This window comes from Granulicella sp. S156 (assembly GCF_009766105.1).
GTDB lineage: Bacteria > Acidobacteriota > Terriglobia > Terriglobales > Acidobacteriaceae > Granulicella.
In genome coordinates this window covers 471,048-490,388 of sequence record NZ_LMUH01000022.1, presented here as the reverse complement: position 1 = coordinate 490,388, position 19,341 = coordinate 471,048, and the positions used below count along the sequence as shown (strand labels likewise).

The 19,341-nt window shown below is 59.8% G+C and carries 17 protein-coding genes and 1 other RNA gene; 3 read left to right on the top strand and 15 right to left on the bottom strand.

From position 1 onward, the window contains the following. Nucleotides 1-137: 137 nt before the first annotated feature. The 5 genes from GSQ91_RS17805 to GSQ91_RS17785 form a co-directional block, all read right to left on the bottom strand. Nucleotides 138-1,154, bottom strand: coding sequence for a beta-ketoacyl-ACP synthase III (locus GSQ91_RS17805; RefSeq protein WP_158823093.1), 1,017 nt, complete (start codon nt 1,152-1,154; stop codon nt 138-140). Between the two features lie 152 nt (nt 1,155-1,306). Then, nucleotides 1,307-1,405: signal recognition particle sRNA small type (ffs, locus tag GSQ91_RS17800), an RNA gene on the bottom strand. Between the two features lie 19 nt (nt 1,406-1,424). Continuing rightward, complete coding sequence (locus GSQ91_RS17795) at nt 1,425-2,126, bottom strand: YqaA family protein (RefSeq protein WP_158823092.1); 702 nt, start codon at nt 2,124-2,126, stop codon at nt 1,425-1,427. A gap of 290 nt (nt 2,127-2,416) precedes the next feature. Continuing rightward, complete coding sequence (locus GSQ91_RS17790; RefSeq protein WP_158823091.1) at nt 2,417-3,286, bottom strand: menaquinone biosynthetic enzyme MqnA/MqnD family protein; 870 nt, start codon at nt 3,284-3,286, stop codon at nt 2,417-2,419. A gap of 58 nt (nt 3,287-3,344) precedes the next feature. After that, a complete protein-coding gene (locus tag GSQ91_RS17785; RefSeq protein ID WP_158823090.1) occupies nt 3,345-4,583 on the bottom strand; it encodes an acyltransferase in 1,239 nt (412 codons plus the stop codon). A 193-nt stretch (nt 4,584-4,776) separates the two neighbouring features. Here GSQ91_RS17785 and dprA point away from each other — a divergent pair, with 193 nt between their 5' ends. The 3 genes from dprA (at nt 4,777) to GSQ91_RS17770 (ending at nt 10,092) form a co-directional block, all read left to right on the top strand. After that, complete coding sequence (dprA, locus tag GSQ91_RS17780) at nt 4,777-6,000, top strand: DNA-processing protein DprA (protein ID WP_158823089.1); 1,224 nt, start codon at nt 4,777-4,779, stop codon at nt 5,998-6,000. 210 nt (nt 6,001-6,210) lie between these two features. Then, nucleotides 6,211-9,165 carry a type I DNA topoisomerase gene (gene topA, locus GSQ91_RS17775; protein ID WP_158823088.1) on the top strand — a complete coding sequence of 985 codons (2,955 nt, stop codon included), beginning with the start codon at nt 6,211-6,213 and terminating at the stop codon, nt 9,163-9,165. A gap of 639 nt (nt 9,166-9,804) precedes the next feature. Continuing rightward, the gene (locus tag GSQ91_RS17770; RefSeq protein ID WP_158823087.1) at nt 9,805-10,092 is read left to right on the top strand and encodes a DUF427 domain-containing protein; all 288 of its coding nucleotides are present in this window, start codon (nt 9,805-9,807) and stop codon (nt 10,090-10,092) included. 82 nt (nt 10,093-10,174) lie between these two features. Here GSQ91_RS17770 and GSQ91_RS17765 read toward each other — a convergent pair whose 3' ends face one another. The 10 genes from GSQ91_RS17765 to ilvD all read right to left on the bottom strand — a co-directional run bounded on the left by GSQ91_RS17765 (nt 10,175) and on the right by ilvD (nt 19,323). After that, entirely contained in the window at nt 10,175-11,107 is a 933-nt protein-coding gene (locus tag GSQ91_RS17765) for a hypothetical protein (RefSeq protein WP_158823086.1), read from the bottom strand. A gap of 58 nt (nt 11,108-11,165) precedes the next feature. Further along, nucleotides 11,166-11,714: a hypothetical protein gene (locus GSQ91_RS17760; RefSeq protein WP_158823085.1), complete on the bottom strand. Its 549-nt coding sequence runs from the start codon at nt 11,712-11,714 to the stop codon at nt 11,166-11,168. 171 nt (nt 11,715-11,885) lie between these two features. Then, entirely contained in the window at nt 11,886-12,914 is a 1,029-nt protein-coding gene (gene ilvC, locus GSQ91_RS17755; protein WP_371417126.1) for a ketol-acid reductoisomerase, read from the bottom strand. An 84-nt stretch (nt 12,915-12,998) separates the two neighbouring features. Beyond that, nucleotides 12,999-13,625 carry an acetolactate synthase small subunit gene (ilvN, locus tag GSQ91_RS17750; RefSeq protein WP_158823083.1) on the bottom strand — a complete coding sequence of 209 codons (627 nt, stop codon included), beginning with the start codon at nt 13,623-13,625 and terminating at the stop codon, nt 12,999-13,001. A gap of 27 nt (nt 13,626-13,652) precedes the next feature. Continuing rightward, a complete protein-coding gene (locus tag GSQ91_RS17745) occupies nt 13,653-14,237 on the bottom strand; it encodes a hypothetical protein (protein ID WP_158823082.1) in 585 nt (194 codons plus the stop codon). After that, a complete protein-coding gene (locus GSQ91_RS17740) occupies nt 14,219-14,827 on the bottom strand; it encodes a GNAT family N-acetyltransferase (RefSeq protein ID WP_158823273.1) in 609 nt (202 codons plus the stop codon). The genes GSQ91_RS17745 and GSQ91_RS17740 overlap by 19 nt, the downstream gene beginning before the upstream one ends. After that, entirely contained in the window at nt 14,828-16,585 is a 1,758-nt protein-coding gene (gene ilvB / locus GSQ91_RS17735; RefSeq protein ID WP_158823081.1) for a biosynthetic-type acetolactate synthase large subunit, read from the bottom strand. A gap of 56 nt (nt 16,586-16,641) precedes the next feature. Then, on the bottom strand, nt 16,642-16,992 hold the full coding sequence (locus GSQ91_RS17730; RefSeq protein ID WP_158823080.1) for a hypothetical protein: 351 nt from the start codon (nt 16,990-16,992) through the stop codon (nt 16,642-16,644). 179 nt (nt 16,993-17,171) lie between these two features. Continuing rightward, the gene (locus tag GSQ91_RS17725; RefSeq protein WP_158823079.1) at nt 17,172-17,492 is read right to left on the bottom strand and encodes a GIY-YIG nuclease family protein; all 321 of its coding nucleotides are present in this window, start codon (nt 17,490-17,492) and stop codon (nt 17,172-17,174) included. Nucleotides 17,493-17,604: 112 nt separating this feature from the next. Further along, the gene (ilvD, locus tag GSQ91_RS17720; RefSeq protein WP_158823078.1) at nt 17,605-19,323 is read right to left on the bottom strand and encodes a dihydroxy-acid dehydratase; all 1,719 of its coding nucleotides are present in this window, start codon (nt 19,321-19,323) and stop codon (nt 17,605-17,607) included. Nucleotides 19,324-19,341 lie beyond the last annotated feature (18 nt).

Here is a 19,341-nt window from a genome sequence, read left to right as displayed (position 1 = left end):
GTGACAGAGTACGCGGGAGGGTGCAGGGCGACAATTCGTAATGGCGCTCAACGAAGGCGGTCGGGCGTTCGCCCGATGCCCACCTTAGCCGCGCAAAGAACGCGCGCCGAAGATAGGGCACCCGGATTGTCGCGAGTTCAGAACTCCCAGCGGAGGAGTGTTGCGCCGACGGTAAAGCCTGCGCCCACACTTGCCAACAGCACGAGGTCGCCCTTCTTCAGGCGGCCTTCTTCGAGTGCCGTGTTCATCGCCAGGGGAATGGTTCCGGCCGTCGTATTGCCGAAGCGGTCGATGTTGATGACAACGCGCTCCAGCGGCAACTTGAGGCGCTCGGCCGTGGAGAGGATGATGCGTTTGTTGGCCTGGTGCGGGATGAAGCAGTTGAGGTCGGAGCCTTCGATGCCGTTGCGGCTGAGGACGGTCTCGGCGGCTTCGGCCATCTTGCGCACGGCGAACTTGTAGACTGCCTGGCCGTCCTGGTGGACGAAGTGCTGCTTCTTGTCGACGGTCTCGTGGCTGGCAGGCAGAAGGCTGCCGCCAGCGGGCATGTTGAGGCTGACTGCGCCGGAGCCGTCGATCTCATGCCAGAAGTCGATGAGGCCGACCTCGCCTTCCTCGCAGGGTTCGATCAGCACGGCGCCCGCGCCGTCGCCGAAGATGACGCAGGTCGTGCGGTCGGTGTAGTCGATGATGGAGCTCATGACATCGGCGCCGATGACCATGACTTTTTTATGCGCGCCGCTCTCCACGAGCTTCGCGCCCACTTGCAGGGCGTAGGGGAAGCCGGAGCAGGCGGCGGAGAGATCGAAGCCCCAGGCGCCCTTGGCGCCGAGCTTGTCCTGCACCAGACAGGCGGAGGAGGGGAAGAGCATGTCCGGCGTGACGGTCGCGACGATGATGGTGTCAAGATCGCTGGCCTCGATACCGCGCTTGGCCAGGCAGCAACGGGCTGCCTCAACGGCGAGATCGCTGGTGGCGACGCCCTTCTCGACGATGTGGCGCTCACGGATTCCGGTGCGTTCGGTGATCCACTGGTCGTTGGTGGCGACCATTCTCTCCAGGTCGGCGTTGGTCAGCAAACGGGGCGGAACGTAGGTTCCTACGGCAGATATTTTGGCGCGCACAGTGTTCCGGGGCTTCAACGTCAGGCTCAAACTAAGATCCTCCGAGGAGATAGACAGCAAAAGAGCATCTTATCGTGCTCCAGGCATAGAGAGATGAAACGGGGCTGAAAAGCGAACGCTTGCTATAGCAGGAAAACAGCATGAAATGAGGGGTTTGCGGGCTGTGTGCCGAGAGAGAGGAAGTGTACCGGGTTTCCCTACTGCGCCCATATCGACCCGTTACCGTTGCTTCCTTCCGGACCTGGCGGGGTTGGCGGGAATACGTCGCGTAGGACCCGGCACAAGAGATAGTTTACCAGATCATGCGGGGTCGCTGGCTTGTTGGGCTGTGGACTCGCTGAGGCGGTTGGCGGGCTGTATCTCGCGTGAGGTTCGGTAGAGCTTCCAGATGGCGAAGGCCGTGGAGATCAGGATGAAGACCCAGAGCGAGATGAGGATGGTCGTTCCCCAGCGTGTGGAGAAGTGTCTCCACAGGTGCAGCACCTGGCGGCCATAGTGGATGCCGAGCCACGCCGCAATCGAGTGCCGCACCAGGCGGCTCAGGGTGAAGGCGGTCATGAACTTCCGGCGCGACATGTGCACCGCACCCGCAGCCAGCACGAAGGGCGAAAGCGGCATCGGCGGAGGAAGCAGCGCGGGCAGCGAGACCGCAATGATGGCGTGCGACTCCATCCATCCGGTCGCGCGCTTCAACATGGCGGCAGGGACGTGCTTTTCGAGGAACTTCATGCCTCCGGCCTGGCCGACCGAGTGAGAGAAGAACCCTCCTGCCGCCGAACCCAGAGTCGCCACGAGCACCAACAGAAACACGTTGGTATGGTCGGCGGCGAAGAGCACGATCATGATGTCGGTGACGCCGGGGATGGGCAAAGGCACGAAAGAGCTGTCGACGGATGAGACGAGAAAGAGCCCCAGAAGCCCCAGGTGGATGAAGAAATGCACGAAGCGATGGCCCGCAGCAACAGCCAGCCATACGGCGAGAGTGGGGGGCGCGGGACTCATCCTGTTGGATAAGACGTGAAGTAGCAGGGTGAAGTCGCGAAGAATTGTGTTTATGCTGCTTTTGTTTTTCTAGTTGTCATTCCGAGCGTAGCCGAGCGAACCTGCTTTCTCCCGTTCTCCCCAGTGCAGACCACAAATGTTATGCGCCGGTATAAACCATGCGCTTTTATTTCTGGTCTGCACATTTTCTGGGAAACACAAACGAAAAAGGGGAGACGGCAGGTTCGCTCGGCTACGCCTCGGAATGACAACTAGAACAGCAAAAGCAACACAGGTGCAGAGCGTCGGCTTTAGCTCAGAATGTTCAAGTTCGGCATCGGTGGCAATGCCCCAATCTCAGCCGCCAGTGTGCGAAAGAGCTCGATAGCCCGCAGGCAGTCGGGGTCGAGTGTGTAGTGGATATTGCGCGTGAGGTAGGTGCGGATCGTTTCCGGCGAAACAGGCAGGCGCGGCGTCCATTCGCGAACCAGCTCCTCGATGTGTGCCATGCCATTGTCGCGACCGGTGGTGAGGTCGGCAATTAACTGCTGCGCCGTTACGCCAGAGCGTGCCAGGGACTCGGGACGCAGTGCCCAGACTGCCGCCACCCAGGGGAGACCGGTGTGCTCGCGCCATAGCGCCGCAAGATCGAGCCAGAGCAGAGGCTCGTGAAGCGCCGCGTCGATCTGTGTCCGGCGTTCGCGTGCCAGCAGCGCGGGATCGCCGATGAGCAGCGCCGCGTCTGCGGTGGCGAGCATGGGAAGGGGATCGGCGGGTTGTTCGACGAAGGCGGGATGCGCGTTGTGAAAACGCTCGAAGAGGATGTGCGTATAGGCCTGCGAGCTGCGCGAAGCGGCATCGGCGGCGACGGTGCGAACCTGCTGCAAGGCCTCGCGAGTCGGCAGGTTCGCGGGATTCTTGAGCAGCAGCAGGATGCTGCGAACCTCATGCTGCGAGGCGATGGTGCAGCCGGGCACAATGGCCAGCTCCGGTGTGAGTGAGGCGATGGGGATCAGGCCGAGGTCGGCTTCGTCCGTCAGCAACTCGTGCGCGCATGCGGCGGGCGAGGTGTAGTGCAGCTCGTAGTCTTTGCGAAGCTGGGTTGCGGTGGGCTCGTGCTCGAAGTTGTAGAGCAGCGGAGCGGGATTCAGAAAGGAGATGGCAGCGACGCGAAGAGGCACCTACCTATTTTAGGTGAGCGGATATCTGCTAAAGGGGAATTGGCTCGGTGCAGAAGGCTTAACGTGTTTCAGGCGTGAGCAGAACAGGTGCAGAATCCGGTGGCGGATCGTTAATCGCACCGGGACGGGGCGCCAGCAGAGGTTTCAGGCGCAGGAAAGGCGATTCGAGAAAACGGAAGCTCAGCTTCGCCATCACAAAGGTCACGAGAAACATGGACACAGGAATCATGACGAGCAAGTGATGAGACCTGAGGAAGAGGAAGTGATCTTTGGAGTACACCACCTCCAGGAGCATCAACTGGTAAAAGTAGATTCCGTAGCTGATCCGCCCTATGGCGACGAGAGGCCGCATCTGCAGAAACGATGTGAATAGCGAGGACGATTCAATGGCCAGAAGGAGGATTCCGGCTGCGGCAAGGGCGACCAGGGTATATCCAATGGTCGAGATGACGGGATCGTTCATCGGCATTCCGGAGCGCGTCTTCTCCAGTGCCAGAGACAGCGCGAGAAGTAAGGGAGCTCCGATCGTCAGTCCAAGCGCGACACGTCGCAGCGTTGTCTTCGAGCCGCCGGGCCCACGGAGCCACAAGGCTACTCCCGCGCCGGCAAGAAGGCCGTCAGCTCTCGAGAAGGTGCTGAAGTAGAGCATTCCTTGCGAGAACATCTGCGGCTGAAAGTGAATGTAGAGCAAGCGAGCGATGGGGAGGGCGGTGAAGATAATCAGGCAGAGGCGTAAGAGACCGCGCCGTGAACGGACGAACCAAAGAACGGCCGGCCAGACGAGATAGAACTGCTCCTCCACGCAGAGCGACCAGAAGTGGTTGATCAACAGCGTATGCGATCTCCCACCATGAAAGGGAGAGTGAAAGAACACAAGGCTGGGATCAGCATGGTGATGAAGAGCCGCACCTGCAATGAAGAAGTTCCCGACGTAAAAAGCCATGCAGAGGACGGCGTGACTCCATGAGACGTGGAGGATTGGAGTCAGCAGGAGAAGCACCAGCCAGAAGCTGTAATAGAGAGGGAATATGCGGAGCGCGCGACGGATGTAAAAGTTGCGGAAGTAGTCGTCTCGATGGAGCGAGTCGTAGAGAATGCCCGTAATCAGGAATCCTGAAAGACAGAAGAAAAGATCAACGCCAACCCATCCCCACCTCCAGACTTCGACGTCCCAGGTCAATCTGCAGTAATGGAACGAGAAGATCAGAAGTATCGCGATCGCACGCAGGCCATCCAGGGCAGGGTAGAAGGGGCGCAGGAGGGATGATCGGTCTGGCTCGGATACGAAATCTGTCATACGTGGCAATCCCGCTCCGGTTGGAGGCATTCGTGCGTCAGGCAGCGATTGGACAAAAGATGATTCTAGCGAGGGAAGAGAGATCAGAGAACAGAGATCAGAGAAGAGCGGTGCTTCTGAACTGATTTCTGTTCTCTGATCTCTCTTCCCTGTGCGATACCATGCGAGCACAATGTAGCGAAGAGGGAAAGTGATGTCGCAAGGGGTGAAGGAAGAGGCGCGTCTGGCGTGGCTGGCACTGGTGCTGACGCCGCGCATGGGGCCAACGCGGTGCGGGCGAGCGGTGCAGCGGCTGGGTGCGGCGGAGCGTATGTTTTCAGCCTCGCTTACCGAGCTGGAGAGTACCGGCATGCCCGCAGAGTCCGCGCAGTTCTGCTATGACGGCCGTGCGCGAGCGGCGGCACTGGATGAAGCGCAACGCCTCGCCGAGGCTGGAGCGAGCTTTGTAACGCCGGAAGACGACGACTACCCGCAACGGCTGCTGGAGATCTATGACCCTCCGCCGGTGCTTTGGGTGCGCGGCAATGCGAGCCTGCTGAACCGGGCGGGGATTGCGGTGGTGGGTACGCGGCATCCGACGCCGTATGGTGCGGGCATGGCTGAGATGTTGAGCCGCGATCTTGCGCGCCGGGGTGTTGTAATTTTCAGCGGCATGGCGCGCGGCGTGGATACCTGCGCGCACAAGGGTGCGCTCGAGGCGGGCGGAACGACGATTGCCGTGTGGGGCACCGGCATCGACGTCATCTATCCCAAGGAGAATAAGAAGCTGGCCGAGCAGATTGTGCAGCAGGGCGGAGCCCTGGTCAGCGAGTTTCCGATGGGCACATTTCCTGCGCCGCAGAACTTTCCCATTCGCAATCGCACCCTGAGCGGCATGAGCGTGGGGGTGCTCGTTGTCGAGGCGGCGGAGTACTCCGGCACGCGCATTACCGCGCGTTGCGCCATCGAGCAGAGCCGAGACGTCTATGCGGTGCCCGGCAATGCGACCAACAAGAACGCCTGGGGGCCGAATACCCTCATCAAGCAGGGTGCGAAGCTGACCGCCACGTGGGAGGATGTCTGGGAAGACCTGCCCTCGCAGGTGCGGGTGGAGCTGGAGGGCCGACTGGAGGAGCAGGCTGGAGTCCCGAATGGGGCCAGAAATGGGGGGAATGAATCCTCCGGTGGGGGAAGCGCATCATTATTCTCCGGAGCTGCGGCGCTATTCCCCGAAGCGGCTACCCTGCCTCCGATGAGCGAACAGGAGCGGCTGGTGATGCAGCATCTCCGCCAGGACGAGGCGCTGCAACTCGACGAGCTGATCGAGCGTCTAGAGCCAAAGATGGTTTCGGGTGAAGTGTTTACCGCACTGTTCGAGCTCGAACTCGCAGGGCGGGTAAAACAGATGCCGGGCAAAAATTACGTGCGGTCCTTTTAGTAGCTGTAAGGAAACATGTGTATTATTTGTCACTCCGGCAGAGATGTTGGCACGTCCAACAGAACATCTGCGTGTAGGGTTGCGTATGAGTGACCGAGCGCAGTGCCGATTTGTCCGGTTTGACTTGACCTCGGCAATCCGTGTTAGTTTGCAATGGAATTAGAAACAGGGACGCGGTTTCGGCCGGTCGTCTCTGAATAGGTGTGCAGTATGGCAAAGAATCTAGTGATCGTGGAGTCGCCGGCGAAGGCGAAGACGATCGGGAAATATCTCGGCAGCGACTATACGGTGGAGGCCTCCATTGGCCACATCATGGACCTTCCGAAGAACGATATCGGCGTGGAGCTGAAGCATCGGACGTTTGAGCCGACGCTCATTGTTTCGCCCGGCAAGGAGAAGATCGTCGACCGCCTGAAGAAGCTGGCGGCCAAGAGCGATGCTGTGTTTCTGGCACCCGATCCTGACCGCGAAGGCGAGGCTATCGCCGCGCATCTGAAGTTTCAGTTGCTGCCGTCGATCAAAGACAAGAGCAAGATGCGGCGCGTGACCTTCAACGAGATTACGAAGAAGGCCGTGAAGGCGGCGTTTGAGCACACCCGCGAAGTGGATGAGAACCTCGTCGATGCGCAGCAGACGCGGCGCGTGCTCGACCGCCTGGTGGGCTATCAGATCTCTCCGCTGCTGTGGGACAAGGTCCGCCGCGGCCTGAGTGCGGGACGTGTGCAGACGGTCGCGCTGCGGCTCATTGTGGAGCGTGAGCGCGAGATCAACGCCTTCAACCCGGTGGAGTACTGGAATATTGATGCTGTGCTGGCTCCCCAGAAAAATGGGCAGGAGTTTACAGCCCGCATGGTTGGGGTGAAGGGCCTGCCGATTCGCGTGTCGAACGGCACGGATGCCGAGGGCAAGGAGCAGTTTCTTTCGAACGCGCTGCCCGATAAGGGAGCCGTCGATGAGGTAATGTCGCAGCTTGAAAAAGCCACGTGGCGTGTCCGGTCGATCGAAAAGAGGGAACGCAAACAGAACCCGAAGGCTCCGTTTACGACCAGCCAGTTGCAGCAGCAGGCTGCCGGCCGGCTGGGTTTCAACGTGCGCCGCACGATGGGCGTGGCGCAGCGCCTGTATGAAGGCATCGAACTCGGTTCTGAGGGCACGGTGGGTCTCATTACCTACATGCGAACCGACTCCACGCGTATCAGCCCGGATGCTGTGAAAGACATTCGCGACTGGGTGCAGAAGAAGTTTGGCGCGAACTATCTGCCTGCCAAGGAAAATGTCTACAAGAGCAAGAAAGACGCGCAGGATGCGCACGAAGCGATTCGCCCCACGAGCATCAGCTTCGTTCCCGATGAGGTGCGCAAGTATCTCTCGGACGAGCAGTACCGGCTGTACAAGCTGATCTGGGAGCGTGCGGTCACCAGCCAGATGACGCCCGCAATCTTCGACCAGACGACAGTAGACATCGAAGCCAAGGCGGACGTGAGCTATGACTTCCGTACTACGGGAAGCATTCTGAAGTTCGACGGTTTCCTCCGCTTCGACGAAGAGGCGAAGAAGGCCAAAGCCGCCCGTGATACGAAGGCATCCGCTGCTGCTGCCGCGGAAGAGAAGAAGACTGCTGCCGCCAGCGCCGAAGGCGACAGTGCTGCCGAGGCCTCGAAGGATGCGACCTCGGAGGAGAGTTCCGCGGAGCGGCGTCTGCCGGAGTTAAAGGATGGGCAGTCGCTCGAGAAGATCAAGCTCGATCCGCAGCAGAAGTTCACACAGCCGCCGCCACGCTTCAACGAAGCGAGCCTGGTGAAGACGCTGGAAGAGAAGGGCATTGGACGCCCTTCGACGTACGCCTCGATCATCAACACGATCCAGGAGCGTGACTACGTCAAGAAGCTCGCGCAGAAGCTCGTTCCCACCGAGATCGGCATGGTGGTAACCGAGCTGTTGGTGAAGAACTTCCCGTACATCTTCGAGACCGGCTACACGGCACAGCTCGAAGGAGAGCTCGATGCGGTGGAAGAGGGTTCGGAGAAGTGGACCGACCTGCTCAAGGGCTTCTACGGCCACTTCGAAAAAGAGCTGAAGGTCGCCGAGACCGAGATGGAAGACATCAAGCGGATGGAGCAGAAGACGGAGGAGATCTGCGATAAGTGCGGCAGCGCGCTGGTGCTCAAGTGGGGCAAGTTCGGCAGCTTCTACTCGTGCTCGAACTTCACGAAGACCAAGCCCATTACGGTGGCGCAGGGCCCGTTCAAGAAAGACCCTAAGGCCGCCGTCAAGAAGGTGCTCGACACCTTCAACTTCCCGATGCACGTCAAGGCGATGAACGACGATGTCGCCGAATTCAACGAAGAGGTCGCGGACAAGGCAGCCTTAATCGACGCTCTGCAGCGTGCTGGCGGACAAGGCAAGAAGACGGGCATAAAGCTCGTTGTGGAGCCGGAGAGCTGCGACTTTACGAAGGAGAACTTCGCCGCGAAGCCTGACCTGAACTCTCCCGAGGCGCAGGACGGCGAGCAGGAAGAGGAGTTCTGCGACAACTGCGGGCGCACCATGGTGCTGCGCAATGGCCCGTGGGGGCCGTTTATGGCCTGCCCCGGCTACAACGAAGACCCGCCGTGCAAGACGATCCGCAAGCTCACCCAGAAGGTGCAGACGAAGCCGCCGGTCGTGCTGGAAGAGCCCTGCCCCAAGTGCGGCAAGCCGCTGCTGCAGCGCGATGGCCAGTATGGCGAGTTCATCGCCTGCTCGGGCTATCCGAAGTGCAAGTACGTGAAGCAGGAGCTGCTCGAGGTGCCGTGCCCCAAGTGCGGGGGCGAGGTTGCTGTGCGCAAGAACAAGCGCGGCGACACGTTCTACGGCTGCACGCGGTATCCCAAGTGCGACTTCACCAGCAACCAGAAGCTGGTGAACGAGACCTGCCCGAAGTGCGACTCGGCCTACCTGGTGGAGTACGCGAACAGCGAGGGCACGTACCTGATCTGCCCGAACAATCGCGAGGCCCTGCCCAAGCGCCGGCCGCGTAAGGGAGCCAAGGAAGAGGAGGCTCCCACGACGCCGGAGTGCAGCTTCGAGAAGAAGATTGGACCGCCAAAGGTTAAGGAAGAGCCAGCGGAGTTGAAGAAGCCCGATCCGGAGAATACGAGGACGCTGGTCGAAGCTATGGCGTAATCGACTGTGGGGGGGCGAAAGACCGGGCTTGTACCACCCTGGGGGCAACGCCCCAGGTTGCAAGTCCAAGACATGCAAAGGGCTGAAAGCCCGACACATCGGTTGAGTCATCGATGTGTCGGGCTTTCAGCCCTTACTTTTCTTTTTCTTTGAAAAACGCAGGTGAAAAGAACCGGTGCTGGCACTCAGAACAGCGGTAGGGCTTGATCTTCGGAAGGAGGCGTTCCAAAAGCTTCCGGTGAGAACGCGCTGTTTCCTCTGAGCCGCAGCGTGGGCACTTTCTTGAAGCTGTCATCCAGATGTCTTATGTCCCCCTGAGGTATCAGACACTCCGAAGGTCTCAACGGTTGTTTAGCCGTTGGTTAATTACTTGGTTAACATTGGTTAATAAGGCTTCTCAATGGCACATTCGTGGCGACCTCTTCGAAGCCCTCTGCATGAGACATCTTGTGTCTCTGCCAGGAGCTTCCGCTTCTACGCACTTCTGTAGGAGCTTGGATCAATACTTCCATTTACAATATATTTATGCTATAACCGTAAAGGGTACGCGGCTTAGCCGCGGCACAGGAGTTCCCAGATTGCAGTGATGCAAACCGGGGCCTGCCTGCTGCATCTAATTGAAATGATTGGAAGGCGGATATGGCGAAGGCAATTTGGAACGGACAAACTCTCGCAGAGAGCGAGAACATCGAAACGGTCGAAGGCAGTATCTACTTTCCTGAAGAGACTGTAAATCGCGCCTTTCTCAAGCCTAGCTCGACGAGTTCGAACTGCCCGTCGAAGGGGCGTGCGCGCTACTACACAGTGCTCGTAGACGGCCAGGAGAACCCCGATGCAGCCTGGTATTACCCCGATCCGAAGCCTGCGGCCAAGACCGTGAAGCACCATGTCGCCTTTTGGCGCGGTGTGGAGATCGTCACTACCTAAAGGATGTGGGTTTCCTGTGGTCAAGTTGTGAAAATCGCTCCCTTCGGGGAGCGATTTTCTTTAGCATGCAGAATGAATAGAGTCAGGGCTTCTGCGGAGGCTGTACGAGGTCTCCACCCCCGACGATCTTTGAGCTGACGTGGGTCTTTTCGAAGTCCCGGTTTTGGGCGTCGATGACGATCTCACGGTTGAAGAAGAACAGCACGTGTATCTTGAATTCGGTCCCGAAGCTGACCGGGAACCAGACTCCGTCCGGTTGCGGGGCGTAGAGGATGGTGAAGCCCAGGCCGGGTACGTTGGTCCCCATCAAGGTGCGAACCGCGAATGGAATATTGCGCGCCATGACGGTGCGGACGGACACCGGCTCGTAGGTGGCGGCATCGATGTAGGCGTCGCCCTTCCAGCCGAAGTCGTCCTTGTCTTTGGGGCGGAATTCAATGTGAAAGCAGTCGTGGCCGTTGCGCGGCTCGTGCCCTAGCAGCTTGAACTGATAGTCCTGCTGGTTCTTCGAGGTCAGCGGGAAAAGACCCTTGCCGATGCCATCTTTGGATTGGTCATTGATCAGGTGCTCGCGAATACCTTCGACAAGGTCGCGGTCCGTATCGTCATCATCGCCAACGCTAATAGAAAGGCTGTCGTGATCGGCATCTACTGGTGGCTTGTCGTCCTTTTTCCCAGGAAGCAGGTGGGTGTAGGTGATGTATTTGTGCTTTACCAGCATCCGCCCATCGAGCTTGAGAAGCTCCTGATGTGAGTCCGCGCCGGAGGGGGTGACACGGGAATCTGTGATCTCCTCGCACAGGATGGTTTTGCCTTTGCGGGAGAGGGTGCGGGCGTGTTGAACATAGACGTAGCGGGCGCGCTGGGCCTCGGATTGGTTCTGATTGAGGGCTACGCGCGCCATGATGGCTTCTGCGGTGGATGCGGTCTCGGCCGGAGTTGCCGGTTGTTGGGATGCCGCAGACGAGAAGGGGAGCGCGAGCGCAAAGGCAAGGGCAAACAACGGCTGAGGCATGCCTGTGTGTACGCTGTGTAACCCGCAAAGGTTCCGAGGTCCCTGCGGATATGTAGCTCTACAGGTCGGGTGCGAGCATCTGGTAGCGGATGAAGAGCCGCGGCCCATGCGTATACCAGTCGAGTTCGACGGACTGGCCAGGGTCGTGCCAGTTGATGGCACAGGCTACCGGCCGCTTGGCGACGGTTGCGGCGTCGGCATCGCAATCGGCCTGCCGGCTGATGGGCGTGGCATATCTGTCGGTGAGCGCGCGTGTGAGCTTGTCGGAGGCGAAGTTCAGCAAGGCTTCATCGCCGCCGATGCTGGGAAAGTTTTGCTTCATGATCGCGAAGTCGAGCGAGAGGGTTATGTCCATCAGGCCGCCGGCGTCGGTGAAGCGGAACTCCGCGCGCAGAGGCAGCGCATTGCGCATGCCTGGCAACAGCAGTTGGTAGTCGCTGACCGATTGCAGCGAGCCCTCCTGGCTGGTCTCGACGTCGAAGTTCTGCCCCGCGAGCGCAGCGCGTACGCTGTCGCGGGTTTGGCCGAAGGACAGGCCCTTCCAAGTGGCTTGTGCCTGTGCTGTAGAAGCTAGGCCCAGGCTGAGAAGCAGGATGAGAGTTTTCACGTACGACCTCTAAAAGGAATCAGGTGTTCTTGTATGTGACGTTTGATCTTGGCGGAGGATATCGAAGAGCATTAGTCGTAAAAAAAGAGCACCAGGTTTCACCGCGTCGCCCGGTGAAATCTGGTGCTCTTTAGTTTTTGCACCCTTCAGGGGAAGGGCTCTTGCGGGTGCTTATGCCTTGACGACGTTGCCGTTCTCGACCTTGACCGGATCGAGGAAAGGCATCGCCTTGCGGAGTTCGGCGCCGACCTTTTCGATCGGGTGCGCGGCCTCTTCCTTGCGGATGCGGGCGAACTCGTGGCGGCCAGTCTCGTTCTCCGCGATGAACTTCTTCGCGAACTCACCCGAACGGATGTCGGCGAGCAGACCTTCCATCGCCTTCTTGGTGTCAGCGGTGACGATGCGCGGACCGGCAACGTAGTCGCCCCACTCAGCGGTGTCGGAGATGCTGTGGCGCATGTACTCCAGGCCTCCGCGGTACAGCAGGTCGACGATGAGCTTGAGCTCGTGCAGCACCTCGAAGTAGGCGAGCTCGGGCTGGTAGCCGGCCTCGGTCAGCACCTCGAAGCCGCACTTCACGAGTGCCGCTGTTCCGCCGCAGAGAACAGCCTGTTCGCCGAAGAGGTCGGTTTCGGTCTCTTCGGTGAAGGTGGTCTCAAGCACGCCGGCGCGGGTGCTGCCGATGCCCTTGGCGTACGAGAGCGCGAGGGCTAGTGCATTGCCGCTGGCATCCTGCTCCACGGCAACTAGCGCGGGCACGCCGCCGCCTTCGGTGAAGACCTCGCGAACGCGATGGCCGGGCGACTTGGGAGCGACGAGCGAGACGTCAGCGGTAGGGGGCGGTGTGATGGTGCGGAAGCGGATGTTGAAGCCGTGCGCGAACATCAGGGTGACGTTCGGCTTCATGTTGGGCTCAATCTCCGCGTGGTACACCTTGGCGGCGGTCTGGTCCGGAGTGAGGTTCATGATGACATCGGCCCAGGCGGAGACCTCCGCAACGGTGCCGACTTCAAGCCCGGCGAGTTCGGCCTTCTTGGCGCTCGGCGAACCGGCGCGGAGGCCGATCTTGACTTCAACGCCGGAGTCCTTCAGGTTGAGCGCGTGGGCATGGCCCTGCGAGCCGTAGCCGATGATGGCGACTTTTTTCGCCTGGATAAGGGAGAGGTCTGCGTCTGCGTCGTGGTAAGTCTTTGCCATGATGTCTTCTTTCTGTCAGTTGGTTGATGGTGAAATTGCGAATGTGTTGTGTGGACTCTGGAACTGCGTTTGCAGTTCCGGTCATCCTCATGCTTCATGCTCGCCAAACTCAGTGGGGAGAACTTCATCCTCCGGCAGCGCGTCGGGGTCAAGAATGTCGATATTGTCAGCGGAGGCAGTCTTTGTACCGAGAGCCTTCAGCACGCGGGAGGTATGGTGGCCGCGCCGCATGGCCATGCGTCCAGTACGTGAGACCTCAAGGACCTCGTAGCCGCTCTCACGCAGGACCTGCAACAGGCCTTCGATCTTGGAGGCAGAGCCCGTCATCTCCAGCATGATGGACTCGGGTGCGAGGTCGACGACTCGGGCGCGGAAGACCTGTGCCAGCTCGAAGACCTGCGAGCGCGAGTTCTGGCCGTGAGGCGAGTCGGGTCCGGCGGCAACCTTGATCAGGCAGAGCTCGCGTACGACAGCCTGAGCGCGGTTGACCTCATCGACGTGGACGGTGGTCTCCAGCTTGTAGAGCGAGGCCCTGATCCTGTGGGCGGCATTCTCGGGAGCCTCGCACACGATAGTCATGCGCGAGGTGTCGGGACGTTCCGATTCTCCGACCGTCAGCGAGACGATGTTGATGCTCAGACGGCGGAAGAGCGAGGCGACGCGGGTGAGTACGCCGGGTTTGTCTTCTACTAGGGCTACGAAGGTGTGAAGCATGAGACCTCAGGAGTTAGGGAACAGGGATTAGGGATTAGAAACCGATGGGGCCGTGGCTTTATAGGGGATGTCGGGATTCCAAAGTTGTATCTGATGGTCTTCGTCGTGGAGTAGGGATCCATCGTCTCGTTCGTGATTGGTATAGCCACCGTACGTAAAGTCGCCGGCTGCGTGATAACTGCCGCCGCAGGGTGGTGCTCCGCTGGCGTATTTTTCAGCAGCGCATTTTGAACCTCGGTAGATATGAAACCAGACGATGGGTTTGCGGTCATCGACCAGCTTCTGACTGATCTGCAGCTTGTCGAGCGTTCGAGCATGAACCGCATCGCGAAGCTCCCATATCAGGCTCTCAATCTCCTCGTCGGTAGCGTTCTCTTTGGTGACCAGGGTGATGCTGCTTTCATCATGATGGAAGACTTTGAAGGCAGGCGGTGGGACATTTGGGCGTGGAGGTGTCAACACCTGCTGCGCCGTGGGGGCAGGAGCTGGCGGTAGTGTGGATTTGCAGCCGAGCACAGGAATCAAGACAGCCAGCGCCGCAAAAGCCAACGAGGCCAGAATCACGCGATGGCGCGGGGCGGAGTGAGGAGTGGCTACGAAAGGGGAGCGCATGAGTATCCTTTCGAGTCCGAAGGCTGGCACAACACCGATGCCGGGTTCGGAAGGCTATAGAGAACGTGTTGCTTGTACGGGTGCTCGACGGGCACGCGAGGATGGTCGAAGGAGAGTTCGGGCCGGTGGGTCATGCCGAGTTTTTCCATCACGCGACGGGATGCCGTATTGGCAGGAACGGTGATAGCAACGAGATCTGTCAGATGGAGCTCGTTGAAGGCGAGATCGACGAGGGCGCGTGCTCCTTCGGTGGCGAGTCCCTTGCCCTGGCAGTCCTGCGTAAGTCGCCAGCCAATCTCGACAGCGGGCTGCGGCAGATTGGGAATGGGATCGCGCATGACTTGTATGCCGATAACGCCGGCGAAGGCGCGGTCTTCGCGGAGTTCCGCCGCGAACATGGTGAAGCCATCGCGCTCGAACTGCTCGAGGTAACGGTCGATGTCCTCATCGCTCTCTGCACGAGTCCTCGTCGCGGCGAAGAAACGCATGACACCAAGGTCAGCGTTCATTGCCGCGAAGGCCTCGCGATCACGCTCCTGCCAGAGGCGAAGGAGGAGGCGTGGGGTTTCGAGTTGGAACGGAGAAGACAGTTACTCATCCTCCGCGGTTTCGAGCAACGGATCATGCTGCGGTCGACGCACCATCTCATGCAAGGCAGCGCCGGGAGCGATCATCGGATAGACGCCGTCTTCCTTCTCAACCTGGAAGTTGATGAGGAAGCATTTGCCGCTGGTGCGGGCTTTGGTGACGGTGGGTATTACGTCGGCGCGCTTGCCGACATTCGCCCCGGCGATGCCGTGAGCAGCAGCGAGCATCACGAAGTCCGGCGAGAGGATCGGCGAGGCCGAGTAGTTCTTCTCGTAGAAGGTCTCCTGCCACTGGCGCACCATGCCGAGGAAGCCATTGTTGATGACGGCGATATTGATCGCGAGGTTCTCCTGCACGATGGTGGAGAGCTCGGAGGCAGTCATCTGGAATCCGCCGTCACCGGCGATGACCCAGACATCTTTCTCGGGGCATGCGACCTTTGCACCGATGGCTGCGGGCAACGCGAAGCCCATCGTGCCGAGGCCGCCGGAGGTGACCAGAGAACGGGGTGCCTCGTGCTTGAAGTACTGGGCCTCCCACATCTGGTGCTGGCCTACGTCGGTGACGATGATGGTGTTCTCCAGACGGCCCGCAGCCTGCGCCTCGCGCCAGATGTCGTGGATGACGTGTGCAGCGTAGAGATGGCCGTTATCGGGAAGGTTGATGATGTCGCGGACAGCAGCCGTGCCCTTGCTGGCGTTGATCTCCTTCAGCCAGCTGGTGTCGGAGTTCTTGGGAAGCAGCGGCAATAGCAGTTGCAGCACCTCTTTGAGATCGCCGATGAGCGCCACATCCGCGCGAACGTTCTTGTTGATCTCGGAAGGGTCGATCTCGATGTGGATCTTCTTCGCGTTAGGCGCGTAGCTGGCGAGGTTGCCGGTAACGCGGTCGTCGAAGCGCATGCCGAACGCGAGCAGCAGGTCAGCCTGCTGGATGGCGTTGTTCACCCACGACTCTCCATGCATGCCCATCATGCCCAGCTGCAAGGGGTGCGCTGCTGGAACAGCGCCGAGGCCAAGCAGCGTGCTGGCGATGGGAATCTGTTGAGCTTCGGCGAAGGCGATGACTTCCTTCTCCGCGCCGGACTCGACGATGCCGTGGCCGGCGAGGATGATGGGCTTCTTCGCTTGCTGAATCAGCTCGATCGCTTCGCGGATTGACGAGGACTCGGCCCTGAGCATCGGATGCGGACGATAGGGATGCGGCTTGGCCGCCTCGAACGAGAAGGTTGCGGTGCCTTGCTGCGCGTCCTTGGTGATGTCGACGAGCACGGGGCCGGGTCGTCCTGAGCGGGCGATCTGAAACGCCAGCCGGACGGTGGGTGCGATGTCTTCCGCGCGCGTGACAAGGAAGTTGTGTTTGGTGATCGGCAGCGTGATGCCGGTGATGTCGACTTCCTGGAAGGCATCGCTGCCCAGGACTTTGCTGGACACCTGGCCGGTGATGGCCACGATGGGGATGCTATCGAGCATGGCTGTGGCCAGGCCGGTCACCAGGTTGGTCGCTCCGGGGCCAGAGGTTGCCATGCAGACACCGACAGCGCCACTGGCGCGGGCATAGCCATCGGCCATATGTGCCGCGCCCTGCTCGTGGCGAACGAGGATGTGGTGAATCGTCGGAAACTTGCGCAGCGCATCGTAGATAGGCAGAATGGCGCCGCCGGGATAACCGAAGACAGTCGTTGTGCCTTCGCCCGCGAGTGCGGCCCAAAGGATCTCGGCTCCGGTGAGGGTGGGATGCTGCTGTGATTTGTTGGCCATCGTTTACTCCTTTGCTGCGGGTTGCGTGTCGAATTCTTGACCTTGTGGTCGTGTCACTAAACTGTTATCTCGCGTTCCGGCGAACCGGACGATCCGGCTCTAAGAATGACTTTTGCGCTTTTGCAAAGCGGGTAAGAGTTGAGGACTGGGCTAATCAGCGAGAACATCTTTTCGGAATCCGCGCCATAGAGAAACAGGACAGTCTCAGTCGCGCGCGACTCTGTACTGCTGACCACTCCATGAGCGCCGAGCGCCTTGGTGAGAAGTCCGTCGAGCGTGACCGTGTCGCAGTTTCTGTAGACCGATTCATCCAGGATCTCACTATTGAGATGAATAACGATGGCATGCTCCGGCTGCGGGGTCGCGGGTGCTTGCTGCTTGCCGAAGATCTTGTCGAAGAATCCCATGCGTACCTCAGAGGTAAAGCTTTTTTTGTCGTTGCTGTTGCTGCTGCCGTTGTTCTTGCTGTTGTTCTTGCCGTTGTTCTTGCTGTTGTTCTTGCCGTTGTTTGTTTTTCCGCCGTCATCCTGAGCCGTAGGCGAAGGACCCCCGAATCTGGTGTCGTCACGTCCGCCTTAGGACATCCTCAGAACGCTTTGCTTCCATCGAACAACGTAATGGGCTTACCCCAATCCGCGCTTAAATCTTTCCAATCCGGATTGCTCTCCACAATCAAAGCAATCTTGCGAGAGCGTAACCATCCCTTCAACTCTTTCTCGCGAGCAATGGCCCGTACAACCAAACCATGTGTTTCGTAATAAACAAGACTGTCGATCTTATAGCGGGCTGTGAAGCTATCTGGGAAGTGGTTGTTCTTGTGCATACGTGCTTCCAGATCGGTAGTAACCCCGATATACAGACGCTTGAAGCTGCTTGCGAGGATATAAACATAACCCTGTTTGGCCATAACGTTATTCGCTCCATGTGCATCGTGCAAAATTCGGGGGTCCTTCGCCTACGGCTCAGGATGACGGCGAAGAACAAACAACAGCAACTACAAAAACAAACAACTACAACTACTAGGTGGTAACAGCACCTTCACTCGCGCTGCTTACGGAGTTTGCATACTTCGCAAACACTCCGCGTTTGTAGCGAGGTGCGGGTGCTTTGAAATCTTTGAGCCGGGCGGCGATCTCTTCGTCCGGGACATTGAGCGTGAGCTTGCGGCCGGGGATGTCGAAGGTGATTGTGTCGCCTTCGTGCACTGCGCCGATGGGACCGCCGAGCTGAGCCTCCGGAGCGACGTGGCCTGCCATAAGGCCGCGGGTTGCGCCGGAGAAGCGGCCGTCGGTGAGCAAGGCCACGGTCTCGGAAAGCTCAGGGATACCTTTGACTGCGGCAGTAACGGCGAGCATCTCGCGCATACCGGGACCGCCGCGCGGTCCTTCATAGCGGATGACCAGCACGTCGTTCGGCTTGATCTTGCCCTCGTTGACGGCAGCGAAGCAGAGGTCTTCGCTATCGAAGACGCGTGCCGGGCCGGTGTGGTGAATGCGCTCATGGCCGGCGACCTTGACCACGCAGCCTTCGGGCGCGAGATTGCCCTTGAGGATGACAAGACCACCGGTGAGCTTGAGCGCTTTGTCCCACGCGCGGATGACGGGCTGGTTGGGTGTCTCGTCTGCTGCGGTGGCTTCTTCGCGAAGCGTCTTGCCGGTAACGGTAGGCGTCTTGCCGTGCAGCAGCTTTTTGTCGATCAGGCGCTGAGCGAGAACTCTTGACCCACCAGCATCCTGATAGTCCTTGGCAACGTACTTGCCGCCGGGCTGGAGGTCGCAGATGAACGGCGTCTTCTCGCTGATGGTATCGAAGTCATCGACCGTGAGCGGAATGTCGAGCTCCTTGGCAATGGCGATGAGGTGCAGCACGGCGTTCGTTGAGCCGCCCGATGCACAGACAGCGGCGATCGCGTCTTCCAGCGACTCGCGCGTGATGATCTGCGAGGGCTTGAGGCCGGCGCGTGCGAGATCCATCACGATCTTGCCGGCCTCGCGCGAGGCCGCGTGCTTCTCTTTCGACATCGCAGGGACGCCGGTGATCTGGATAGGCGAGATGCCGAGGAACTCGCCGGCCATCGCCATGGTGTTGGCCGTGAACTGGCCGCCGCAGGCGCCGGGGCCCGGGCACGCGGAGGCTTCAACGGCTTCGAGCTGCTCGTCGGTAATCTTCCCGGCAGCGTGTGATCCGATGGCTTCGAAGACCTGCTGGATGGTGATATCGATTTCGGTCTTGCTGGAGGCATCGGGCGTTTTGCCGTCTGCTCCTACGTGCAAGTGGCCGGGCGCGATGGAGCCGCCGTAGAGCATGAGGCCAGGGATATCGAGACGGGCGAGCGCCATCACCGCGCCGGGCATGTTCTTGTCGCAGCCTGCAATACAGACCAGCCCGTCGAAGCTGTTTCCACGAGCCACCAGCTCGATGGAGTCGGCGATCATGTCGCGCGAGATGAGCGAGGCCTTCATGCCCTCGGTGCCCATCGTGATGCCGTCGGAGATGGTGACAGTGTTGAACTCCATCGGCGTGCCGCCGGCTTCGCGAACGCCCTGCTTGACCGCCTCGGCGATATCGCGGAGGTGGTAGTTGCAGGGGCCGATCTCGGTCCAGGTATTGGCAATACCGATGATCGGCTTGTGCAGATCTTCCTTACTGAAGCCGACGCCGCGAAGCATGGCGCGGGCTGCGGCGCGGGATGGGCCTTCGGTGAGGACGATGGAGTTCTTCTTGCCGGTGCTGCTCATTTTCTCTCCGTGTAGTGC